Annotated in this window: 7 protein-coding genes; 6 read left to right on the plus strand and 1 reads right to left on the minus strand. The window is 34.0% G+C overall.

Going from position 1 to position 12,690, the window contains the following annotated elements; translation table 11 throughout:
• Nucleotides 1–113 precede the first annotated feature (113 nt).
• Complete coding sequence (gltX, locus tag H344_RS0101810; protein ID WP_026808718.1) at nucleotides 114–1,625, minus strand: glutamate--tRNA ligase; 1,512 nt, start codon at nucleotides 1,623–1,625, stop codon at nucleotides 114–116.
• Between the two features lie 115 nt (nucleotides 1,626–1,740).
• Between gltX and H344_RS0101815 the strand changes: the two genes are divergently transcribed.
• The 6 genes from H344_RS0101815 to H344_RS0101840 all read left to right on the plus strand — a co-directional run bounded on the left by H344_RS0101815 (nucleotide 1,741) and on the right by H344_RS0101840 (nucleotide 12,644).
• On the plus strand, nucleotides 1,741–5,127 hold the full coding sequence (locus H344_RS0101815) for a DUF4175 family protein (protein ID WP_026808719.1): 3,387 nt from the start codon (nucleotides 1,741–1,743) through the stop codon (nucleotides 5,125–5,127).
• On the plus strand, nucleotides 5,120–5,539 hold the full coding sequence (ybeY, locus tag H344_RS0101820; protein ID WP_026808720.1) for an rRNA maturation RNase YbeY: 420 nt from the start codon (nucleotides 5,120–5,122) through the stop codon (nucleotides 5,537–5,539). The genes H344_RS0101815 and ybeY overlap by 8 nt, the downstream gene beginning before the upstream one ends.
• A gap of 6 nt (nucleotides 5,540–5,545) precedes the next feature.
• Nucleotides 5,546–7,414, plus strand: coding sequence for a tRNA uridine-5-carboxymethylaminomethyl(34) synthesis enzyme MnmG (gene mnmG, locus H344_RS0101825; RefSeq protein WP_026808721.1), 1,869 nt, complete (start codon nucleotides 5,546–5,548; stop codon nucleotides 7,412–7,414).
• 760 nt (nucleotides 7,415–8,174) lie between these two features.
• A complete protein-coding gene (locus tag H344_RS0101830) occupies nucleotides 8,175–8,924 on the plus strand; it encodes a class I SAM-dependent methyltransferase (RefSeq protein WP_316929554.1) in 750 nt (249 codons plus the stop codon).
• 288 nt (nucleotides 8,925–9,212) lie between these two features.
• A complete protein-coding gene (locus H344_RS0101835) occupies nucleotides 9,213–9,719 on the plus strand; it encodes an OmpH family outer membrane protein (RefSeq protein WP_026808723.1) in 507 nt (168 codons plus the stop codon).
• Between the two features lie 576 nt (nucleotides 9,720–10,295).
• On the plus strand, nucleotides 10,296–12,644 hold the full coding sequence (locus H344_RS0101840) for an Ig-like domain-containing protein (RefSeq protein ID WP_169514943.1): 2,349 nt from the start codon (nucleotides 10,296–10,298) through the stop codon (nucleotides 12,642–12,644).
• Nucleotides 12,645–12,690: the final 46 nt, after the last annotated feature.

Here is a 12,690-nt window from a genome sequence, read left to right on the forward strand (position 1 = left end):
TTAGTTAATGAAAGCATGATATGTTCGGAAGATACGGCTAGTTTTTTAAATATTTATAATTTAATTCACTAACCGTATCCCCGATATATCTATAAAATTATGGGTACAATTTATTACAATACTGCTATTGCCTTCTTAATTCTTTCGATACTATCTTCTTTTCCTATTAACTCTAATATTTTAAACATATCCGGCCCTTTCATATCCCCAACCGTAATCAATCTCAATGGGGGCATCACTTTTCCAAAAGCTAAACCTTGTTCTCCAATCCATTCCTTTACTTTAGTTTCCACATTTTGAGCAGTAAAATCAGAAATAGTTTCTAACAAGCTTACCAATTGTTTCATAATACTAGGCGTATCTTCTTTCCATTGCTTCTTAACAGCTTTCTCATTATAGCTATCGGGAGCCACAAAGAAAAAGTTTGCTAATTCCCAGAAATCCTGAATAAAAGTAGCTCGCTCCTTAATAAGAGCAACCACCTCTTCTACATAGGGTAGTACCAATCTTTCCTCTGAAATATGAGCTTCCTTGTTTTGTAAAATTGTAGTAAAATCCTTAGCTAGTTCCTTGTTGGAATGCTGTTGCATATAATGATGATTATACCACTTGGTTTTATCCGGGTCAAATCGAGCTCCAGACTTGTTAACTCTACTGATATCAAAGGTAGTAACTAGCTCTTCAAGAGAAAATATTTCCTGTTCTGTCCCGGGATTCCAACCCAATAACGCCAAGAAATTCACCACAGCTTCTGGGAAATATCCAGATTCTTTATAACCAATAGACTCATTCCACGTTAGAGGAAAAACAGGAAATCCTAATTTTTCACCATCACGCTTACTAAGTTTACCTTTACCTACTGGTTTCATAATCAATGGCAAGTGTGCAAACTGCGGAACATCCCATCCAAAAGCTTCATACAACAATTGATGTAAAGCTAAAGAAGGGAGCCATTCTTCACCCCTAATTACATGGGATATATCCATTAGATGGTCGTCCACAATGTTGGCCAAATGATAGGTTGGCATACCATCACTTTTAAATAAAACTTTATCATCTAATACGTTAGAATCAATTTCCATTTTTCCACGTACCAGGTCGTTTAAGTGAATTTTTGTATCAGTAGGAGATTTAAATCGAATCACAAATTCATCCCCAGCTGTAATACGCTTATTAGTCTCCTCTTCACTTAGCACAAGGGAATTGGTTAACTTTAATCGGTTATGATGATTATAAATAAAGGTTTTCCCTTTTGCTTCGTGATCTTTTCTATGTGCATCCAATTCTTCACTTGTATCAAACGCATAATAAGCAGCGCCTTTTTCAAGAAGAATATCTGCATATTTTCTATAAAGTTCCTTTCGTTCACTCTGCCTATAAGGACCATGACCACCATCCTTACCCGGGCCCTCATCATAGGGCATTTTGCACCAGTTAAGTGAATCTATAATATATTCCTCTGCACCCTTAACAAAGCGTTTCTGATCGGTATCTTCAATCCTTAGGATAAAATCTCCATTATGCTTTTTAGCAAAAAGGTAGTTAAATAGGGCGGTACGTACACCACCAATATGTAGGGGCCCAGTTGGACTTGGCGCAAAACGAACGCGTACTCTCTTTGTCATTTTATAAAGTTTAACTGCAAAGATACAAATTGTGAGTATTCCCTCCCTCTGTTATAGCTTCTCTAAGCGGGGGTAGGGGCGTTTTTTTTGTATCTTGGTAATAAAATAGCACACATTGGACAATTACCACAAAATACTGAATCAACTCAATGCTTTCACCACAAAATACTACACGAAACTGTTGATTAACGGGCTGCTATTATTTTTAGCATTAGGACTATTATTTTTCCTATTAATATTAGGAATCGAATATTTTTTCTGGTTAAATTCTACAGGAAGACTACTACTTCTTTTATTATTTATATCTATAGAACTAGTTCTCTTAATTCGATTTATAATAATTCCTCTGATATATATCTTCCGAATAAAAAAAGGGTTAAGCTATAAACAAGCATCCCTATTAATTGGGAAACATTTTAAGGAAATTGATGACAAACTATACAACTTAATAGATCTAGCTGAAAATAGGGATAGGTCCGAACTCTTATTGGCAAGTATAGAACAAAGATCCAAGAACTTAACTGTAATTCCATTTGTAAAGGCTATCAACTTAAATGAAAGCATTAAGTATGCTAAATACATATTAATTCCAATTAGTATTTTCGGGATTATTTGGGTTTTTGGAGATGTAGTTTCTTTCGTTGGATCTTACAAGCGTGTTGTAAATTATGATATGGCTTATGAACCACCAGCACCATTCTCGTTTCATCTACTTACTACAGATTTAAGGGTGTTAGACAAAGAAGCTTTTACAATAAATGTCACTACAGAAGGAAAAATAAAACCAGAAGGTATAACGATATTGGTTGAAGGGAAAGAGTTTATGTTAAAGGAACAAAACGGTATATACCAATATGTTTTTTCTCCTCCTTTAAAAACCACAACGTTTTCGTTCACTGCCAATGGCATTCACTCTAAAACTTACAAATTAAATGTTGTGAATACTCCGACTATTGAAGACTTTGAAATGGAACTAACTTTTCCTGCTTATACTACAAAGTCTATTAACAAAATAAAGGGAACCGGTAATACTACCATTCCTGAAGGAACAAAAATAGAATGGAAAGTTAATGCACTTTATACCGATGAACTAGCTTTCACTACGAAAGATAGTATATACTATTTTAATAAAAACAGTAACGAATTCAATTTAAACCAAAAAGTTTATAAGGATAGTGAATACAGCATAACTGCGTCTAATTTAGCGGTAAAAGATTACGAAAAGCTAAATTATTCCCTTACAGTAATTAAGGATGCTCATCCTACAATTCGCGTAAAACAAGTTTTAGATTCCTTAAATCCTAACATCTCTTATTATAGGGGAGAAGCAACAGACGACTATGCCTTAAGCAAGATCCAATTGGTCTATTATCCATCTAAAGACAACAGCAAGATTAGGCGATTGGAACTTTCCAATCCTAACCAAAATTATCATTCGTTTTATTACACCTTTCCCTCTGGTTTAGATTTAGAAAAAGGAAAAGAGTACACTTTTTATTTTGAAGCATTAGACAATGACGCCATAAATAACTCAAAATCAGCTAAGAGCCAGATATTCACCACTGAAATATTAAAAGAAAACGAGCTTTTAGATAGAAATATTAAGGCCAAAAAGGAACTTCTATCCAATATGGATAGAAATATGGAAAAATTTAAGGAGCAAGAAAAGTCCTTAGAGCAAATAAAGAGGGAACAAAAGGAAAAAGAAAGCTTAAGCTTTAATGATAATAACAAAATTCAGGATTTTCTAAAAAAACAAGAACAGCAAGAGCAATTAATGCAACGTTTTAGAAAGGAGCTAAAAGAAAATTTGCAACAGACCGACAAGGAAGATCAGAAGAACAAACTACTTCAAGAACGATTAGAACGTCAAGAAATAGAAGCTAGAAAAAACGAAAAGCTGTTGGAGGAATTAAAGAAAATTTCCCAAAAAATAACTAAAGAAGAACTAACCAAACGGTTAGAAGAAATGGGAAAAAACCAAAAAAACAGTCAGCGTAACTTAGAACAATTATTAGAACTAACCAAACGGTATTATGTAGAAGAAAAGATAAATCAATTAGGGAACAAACTCAAAGAACTAAGTAAAGAACAAGAGACATTAGCTGAAGAAAACGAACCAAATTTAAACGCGATTGATAAACAAGAATCACTAAATAAAAAATTTGAAGAAATCTCCAAGGAACTAGAGGAAGTCCAAAAAGACAACGAAAGTTTAAAAAAGCCAATGTCATTAGAAATTGACGAGAATAAAACAGAGGCTGTTAAGAAAGACCAAGAAGATGCTTTAGAAGAATTAGAACAAAATAAAGCTGAAAAAGATAGCGAACCCAAGAAAGCAAACAAAGCAAAATCGAAACAAAAATCAGCTGCTCAAAAAATGAAAGAATTAGGCGAACAATTAGCACAATCTGCTGCAAGTTCTAGTCAGTCAGATATCATGGAAGATTCCAGGGTACTTCGTCAAATTTTAGATAATCTACTGCATTTCTCTTTTCAACAGGAGGATTTACACAGCAATTTAGGTGAAATAGATATCACCTCAAACCTATTTAGCGGTACTCTAAAAAGACAACAGGAATTACGGGAGTTATTCAACCATGTAGATGATAGTTTATTTTCTCTTTCCTTAAGACAGATAGAAATATCTGAGATAGTGAATAAGCAGATTACTGAAGTTTACTACAACATAGACAATGCATTAGAAAGCTTAGCTGAAAGTCAGTTTCAAAAAGGGGCTTCAGATCAAAAATATGTATTAACGGCAACCAATGAATTAGCCGCCCTTTTGGCTAGTATTTTAGAAAATATGCAACAGCAAATGCAATCTGGTTCCGGAGGCGGTGGAGGATCCGATGATCAGTTACCTGATATTATTTTAGGACAGCAAGAGTTACAAAAGAAGATGGAAGGCTTAGGAAAGCAGCCCAAGAAGGACGGAAAAGAAGGGGATAATGGTGAAAATGGGAAGGAAGGAGAAAGCTCCCCCGGGGAAAATGGCACCTCAGGTGAAGGAAAAAAAGGCAAGAAGAAAGGAGAAGGAGAAGGAGAAAGTGGTGGAGATGGTAATCAACCTACAGAAGCAGAGTTGCAAGAAATATATGATATCTACAAGGAGCAGCAAAGATTACGGGAACAGCTAGAAAACCAATTAAAGTCCATTCTAAGTAATGAAGAAAGGAAATTAGGGGAAAAGTTAGCTAAACAAATGGAAGAATTTCAAAATCAATTGTTAGAAAATGGAGTTACCCAGGAGACCTTAGATCTAATTAACAATATTAATTACGAATTATTAAAATTAGAAAATGCCTCAATGAAACAGGGCGAAAAAGAAGAAAGAGAAAGTCGCACTGCCGAGGATAAATTCCAAAATCCATTACTAAGCACCCCTGAGGTATTCAAGAAAACTAATAATGATGTCGAGATTTTAAATAGACAAGCCCTACCTTTGCGTCAAACTTATAAGAACAAGGTAAAGGAATATTTTAAAACCGATGATTAACTTTCACTATTTAACGGATTTTCAGATAAGCGATGAAACCGAGTACACCGATTGGATAGATAGAATAATAACTTCTGAGAACGGGGTACAAGGTGAACTTGATTTTATTTTTTGCGATGACGAATATCTACTAAAAATAAATCAAGATTTTTTACAACACGACACCTTTACAGATATAATCACTTTCCCATATGGGGACGATCAAAATATCGCTGGAGATATTTTTATTTCTGTTGATCGTGTTCGCGAAAATGCGAAGATATTTAAAGTAGAATTTGAGACTGAAATGCGTCGAGTTATATCCCATGGCATTCTTCATATGTTAGGTTTTGGCGATAAAACCGACCAAGAATCGGAATTGATGAGAGAAAAGGAAAACGAAAAATTAAAAATGTTCCACGTGGAACACTAGAAGATTATGTTTGATAAAGTATACGATGTAATAGTAGTAGGAGGTGGACACGCTGGCGCTGAAGCTGCGGCAGCTGCAGCTAATCTAGGTTCTAAAACCTTATTAGTAACCATGAGCTTACAGAATATAGCACAGATGTCTTGCAATCCGGCAATGGGCGGAATTGCAAAAGGACAAATTCTGAGAGAAATTGATGCCTTGGGAGGGTATAGCGGAATCGTAACCGACAAAACTGCTATTCAATTTAAGATGCTCAATAAAAGTAAGGGACCTGCCATGTGGAGTCCTAGAGCGCAAAGCGACAGAATGCGCTTCGCAGAGGAATGGAGATTAGCCTTAGAAAACACTACCAATGTAGATTTCTACCAGGAAATGGTCAGTGGCTTATTAATAGAAGGCAACAAAATAGTAGGTGTAAAAACTACTATGGGATTAGAAATAAAATCTAAATCTGTAGTCTTAACCAATGGAACTTTTCTCAATGGATTAATCCACATAGGAGATAAACAAATGGGCGGTGGCAGATCTGGAGAGAAGGCTTCAACCGGAATAACAGAACAACTAGTTGCTTTAGGTTTTGATAGCGGTCGAATGAAAACTGGTACCCCTCCAAGAGTTGATGGAAGATCATTAGATTATTCAGTAATGATACCACAACCCGGAGATTTAAATCCAGAAACCTTTTCCTATTTAGATACAAAACCGCTTACTACTCAAAGGGATTGTCACATGACTCACACCAGTGCTATTGTACATGATCTACTTAGAGAAGGATTCGATAGGTCACCCATGTTTAATGGAAGAATTAAAAGTATTGGTCCTAGATATTGTCCATCTATAGAAGACAAAATAAATAGATTTTCAGACAAAGATAGCCACCAACTTTTTGTAGAACCCGAGGGTTGGAATACGGTAGAGGTATATGTAAACGGATTCTCTACTTCCCTTCCAGAAGATGTACAATTTAAAGCACTACGATCCGTTAAAGGTTTTGAAAAAGTTAAATTCTTTAGACCAGGATACGCTATTGAATACGATTATTTTCCACCTACTCAATTAAAGCACACCTTAGAAACTAAGTTAATAGATAACTTATATTTCGCAGGCCAAATTAATGGTACAACAGGATATGAAGAGGCAGCTTCTCAAGGTTTAATAGCAGGAATAAATGCTCACTTAAAAATCAATGAAAAGGATCCATTTATACTAAAGAGAGATGAAGCATATATCGGTGTACTTATAGATGACTTAATCACTAAAGGAACAGAAGAACCATATAGAATGTTTACATCTAGAGCAGAATATAGAACGCTTCTACGACAAGATAATGCGGATCTAAGACTTACACCGAAAAGTTTCGACATAGGTTTAGCTTCTAAAGAAAGAATGGAAAGAATGGAATTAAAAGAAAAACAATCTAACAACTTCATTCAATTTTTTAAAGAAACCAGTTTTATTCCTGAGGAGGTAAATCCAATTTTAGATCAATTAAATTCCTCCTTAGTTAAACAACCAGGGAAAATGTTTAAAGTTTTTTCTAGACCTAAAGTAACCATGGAACACATGAAAAAATTAGAAATAGTTTCCTCTTATATTGAAGAAAATAATTTAGATAGGGAAGTACTAGAACAAACAGAAATACAGGTTAAATATTCAGGGTATATTGCTAAGGAAAAAAACAACGCCGATAAACTTCAACGTTTAGAGAATATTAAAATTCCTGAGAATTTCGATTACAGCAAGATTAAATCCCTTTCTTTTGAAGCAAGAGAAAAACTAAAATCAATTAAACCCGTAACCATTTCTCAAGCATCAAGAATAAGCGGAGTTTCTCCAAGCGATATAAGTGTCCTTTTAGTTTATATGGGCAGATAGCCTAAATAAAAGGCAACTAAAGCCTTAAAACTGAATAAATAAGTAAAAAAGCAGATGTTCCACGTGGAACATCTGCTTTTTTAATAGGTAATACATTATTATTCAAACAATTACATAAATTACAATATCAATTAACTCATTACATTCCTTACCTTTAATAGAACAACTATACATAGAAACCTAATTTAAAAAATATACCTATCTATTAATTAATTTTAAGGGTTAATGTGAAAGGAGAGGCGAGAAGCATCAGAAAAATAGGGAAGGTAAAAAGTATCATAAATAAGTTTATTCCTTTAAAATTAAACCCCAAAAAAAATACATAAACGGAAAACCATATAAATATTGGGTGTGAATCCTAATGAGAATAATCTAAAAAGAAACTTTAAAAACCATTCCAACGTGTATAAATAAAAAATTAAAATTGAATATAACAGACCCAACATAATTCAATTAAAAACAAGCAGAGAAATACAAAACGGATACAAAATTTTACTTCCACAACAGCCATCCCTTTCCCATAAATTACGAATGCAAAAATAGTTTGAGATGTATCCTTCAAGGAATAAAAGAGGTTTAATAATTTTCTTTCTAGGCAATCCCAAGATAATTCCTTTTAATTTAGATACCATTTAAAGTATCTTCGTAAAATATTAAATTCCCTTTGGAAAAAATGAACTCCAATAATTTGTTTTTAGAATGCAAGGACCATACCGTTAGTAATGAAATTTTTCAATTACATTATCAACCTGAAACGGATATGTTAATTACCCAACCACAGCCAAACGATTTAAATAGATATTACCAAAGCGAAAATTATATTTCACATACCGATTCTAATAGAACGATTTTAGAGAAACTATATCAAGCTGTAAAAACTATTAATTTAAAATCTAAAACCAATCTAATAAAGAGGTACTCTAATCATGGTAAAAATTTATTAGATGTTGGCTCAGGTACTGGTGATTTTTTAATAGCTGCTAAAAATAAAGGGTGGAATACAATAGGAGTAGAGCCCAATGAAAAAGCAAGAAGCAAAGCTAGAGAAAAGGGAGTAGAAGTATTATCTGATTTGGATTTGATTACAGATAAGAAATTTGATACAATTACCTTGTGGCATGTTTTAGAACATCTTCCAAATTTAGAGGAACAGATACAAACCTTAACAAGCCTACTAAGAGAAAATGGTACCCTTATCATTGCAGTTCCAAATTACAAATCATATGATGCTAATCATTATAAAAAGTTTTGGGCGGCATATGATGTTCCAAGACACCTATGGCATTTTTCTAGAAAAAGCATTTCCGTACTATTTTCAAAACATCATTATAAGGTAATTAAAACCAAGCCTATGTTTTTTGATGCATTTTATGTATCCCTGTTATCCGAAAAATATAAATTCAAAAAACAGAATTTTATAAAAGCCATTTTCATCGGAATGTTATCAAATATCAACGGCTGGAAAACAAAAGAGTATTCCTCCCATATTTATGTGCTTAAAAAAGCTTAAAACGTAATTTAAAAGGGTTTGCTGCAGTTTTATCGATATCTACATCCAATTACATTACCATTAACTTAAACATCTCTTAAAACAGCGCTAATAATTTAAGTTTCAATAACAATACTCTATAGATATTTATTTATTCATCATTAATACTTATAGTTATAAAACTATAAAAATCTCCTCTTTGTCAACTAACGTAAAAAAATAATAGACCAGAAATCGTGAATCCAAACCTAATTTTACATTTAATAAAAAAACCTTTTCTATTTTTACAGAAATTATAAAAACTGGAAAATGAAAAAATTAGTTTTGGCTTTGGTATTTTTAGGAGTACTTTCTTGCCAACAAGAAAAAATAGGTTTCGTAGATAACGTAAAATTAATGGATTCCTATAAAGAGAAGTTGGATGTTGAAAACAGATTTAAAACGCGTTCAGAAAGATTTACCAAAAAAAGAGATAGTATCTCACAAGCATTCCAAATAGAAGCTCAAGCTTTTCAAGCAAAAGCTCAAAAATTATCTCAGGCCAAAGCCCAAGAAGAATATGGTGCCTTACAACAACGTAGTCAATTTATTGGTCAGCAATTACAACAAGAAGAGCAGGAACTCCAGAAAAAAAGTCAAACTGAAATGGACAGTCTAGTTTCCAAGGTGAAAAAAGAAATAAAAAAGTATGGCAAAGCGAACGGATATTCATTTATCCTTAGCGGTGGAGAAGGAGGTAGTGTGCTTTATGGAACGGAGGCGCATGACATTACCGACGCCATTATAAAAATATTAAATGATAAATACGAAGAATAAAATTAACTATTCTTTTATTACTTATTAAAGCCTTGGAAAATTTTCCAAGGCTTTTTTATTTCTATTAATTGAGCAAATAATCTAGAATAAGCAAATACAACATAGTGCCTGACAGTGCAATACAATACGTGAGTAAATAAAATCTCAAGTAAAATTCTATACATCAAATAATAATTAAATAATAGGTTACAATAAAAAACTAGTAAATGAAACCAATTCTACAACACCTTTCTACACGTTTAAATTGAGCTTCAAAATAGATATCTAGCAAGCTTCACTAAATAAAAATTAATAGATGTAAGAAAATACTTAAATATATATAAGAAAGATAGTTCAGGAAAATACAATATTCTTCACTTTTATGTTAATTTTTTACAACTTAACGAATAACTTGTCCTGTTCACCGTATTTTTGCCGCCACCCCCGTTAACAAATAATTATAAATTGGTTAATCCTGATGGAATTACATTATGCAGGAAAATATAAAGCCAGGCGTCTATCCATCAGTTATATCATCAAAATCACTACACTATTATATATAAATGAGGGAATAACTCCACCAAACATCTAATGATTATGAAAACAAAAATTACACTACTATTATTAATGAATTTCTTTTTTGTAATTCATTTATCGGCGCAGTGTTCTGGGGCCGATTTTGAGGAAAAAAATGGAATCGCCATTTTAGAAATGGAAACTAGAACGGCAGGAAGTTGGAGGAAAGAATCCGTATCGGGTGCTACAGCTGGTTCTGCTATTGTCTATAGAGGAGCAAACTCTTTTAGTGGACCAAGTAGTTCTGTTATTACGTATAATGTAAAAATTAATTCTCCTGGTACCTACCGATTTATATGGCGAAATAAAATTGCCATTATAGCAAGTTCTAATGCTGCTACAGAACATAACGATTCTTGGCTTAAGATAAATGCCAATAACTTTTATGGACTAAAAGGTAGTCACCGAGTTTATCCAAAGGGATCAGGAAAATCACCTGTACCAAATGGCGCTGGAGGAGGCGGATATTTTAAAATTTTTACCAATATTATTAATTGGAGTTGGTCTACCCAAACTAGTGATCATGATGATCACTACATATATGCTACTTTTAATAACCCAGGAGTATATTCCATTCAGGTTTCAGGAAGGTCTCAAGGACATGCCATTGATAGAATGGTATTGTATAAAGAAAGTAGTTATAGCGCATCACAAGCTCAAAATTTAGCAACCTCTCAAACAAATTGTTCTGGAGGTACAACCACCCCACCAACTACACCACCTACAAATAATGTAGCTCCAACCGTGAGTTTCACTAATATTAATAATAATCAGGTTTTCCCAGTAGGAAGTAGTTTTCCTGTAGGAATAGTTGCAAAAGACACTGATGGAAGCATAACAAAACATCAGATTTATGTAAACGGTAGATTAGTAGATACAGACGGTGCTAACTATACACCGCATCAACTTAGCAACCTTACAGCAGGTAATTATACTGTAAAAGCAACAGTAACCGACAATAGTGGAGCTACAGGTTCTGCAACGGTAAACTTTTCTGTTGGCGGAAGTACAACAACTCCTCCAACAACTCCTCCAACAACACCGCCCACTACACCTCCTTCGGGAAACAATCCACCTTCTGTTTCCATTACGAACATTACAGAGGGACAAAATTTTGCAGTAGGAAGCAGTTTCCCAATACAATTAGCTGCAACTGATTCTGATGGAAGTATAACCAAACATCAGATTTATGTAAACGGTAGATTAGTAGATACAGACGGTTCTAATTATACACCACATCCGCTTCAAAATTTAAGTGCAGGTAATTATACTGTGAAAGCTACCGTAACCGATAATAAAGGGGCAACTACATCTACCACAGTAAACTTTACGGTTGGTGGTACAACCACAACTCCCCCAACAACACCGCCGACAACACCGCCAACAGGAGGAAACATTCCTCCTACAGTTAAAATTTCCACTCTAACTGATGGGCAACAAGTTACACCAGGTAGTACCGTTTCGGTAGGCTTAACAGCAAATGATGTTGATGGCAGTATTACCAAACATCAAATTTTTGTGAATGGAATATTAGTAGATACCGATGGTGCTTATTTTACCCCACATCCAATTGTCGGGATTAAAGCTGGTACCCATAATATTAAAGCAATAGTTACGGATAATAAAGGTGCAACGGCAACAACTACAATAAACATTGTTGCGGGTACAGGGGAACCAACAACTCCAACACCACCTACCACGCCACCAACGAATCCTTCTATAAACTTTGATTTAATTAAAGCGTCTACCAATGCAAAAATTACTTCAATTTCTAATGGTACTACTTTGAATTCTATAAGTGCACAAGGTGTAAACGTTAGAGCAAATACCCCAACAGGTACTAAAAGCGTTGTCTTTAGACTTACAGGTACTCAGTCTAGATATTGGGTAGAGTCCGTTGCTCCTTATGCCTTATTTGGTGATAACGGAGGTAATTACAACTCTCATAACTTTGCAAACGGTACTTATACCTTAACTGCTTCAGCTTATTCAGCTAATAGTGGAACAGGGAGTTTAATTGCAAGTAGTTCAATTTCATTCACCGTAGGTGGAACTTCTTCCTATAGCGCCTTAAGTGCTAGAAGCATTTCTAGACCTGATAGATCTAATAAAACAATTGCATTCCCTAATCCTGTTAGGAGTGATGGAAGAGTATCTCTTAGGCTAGAAGAAGGAAAATCTGGGGATCATACTTACTATGTCACCAATTCCCTTGGTATTCAAATTGATCAAGGTACATTTAAAACTCAGGAATCAAATAATCAGGTAGACTTACAACTCTCAAATGTAGGTAGACAAATTCCAGGGGTGTATTACCTTACTATCGTAAATAAAAACTCTAAGGAAACAATCTCCTTAATAAGAGAATAAAAGATAATTTAGTATAATTTAAAAAAGTCAGTTTCTAAAAAGAAGC

It is taken from the genome of Arenibacter latericius DSM 15913, from assembly GCF_000424985.1.
Lineage (GTDB): Bacteria > Bacteroidota > Bacteroidia > Flavobacteriales > Flavobacteriaceae > Arenibacter > Arenibacter latericius.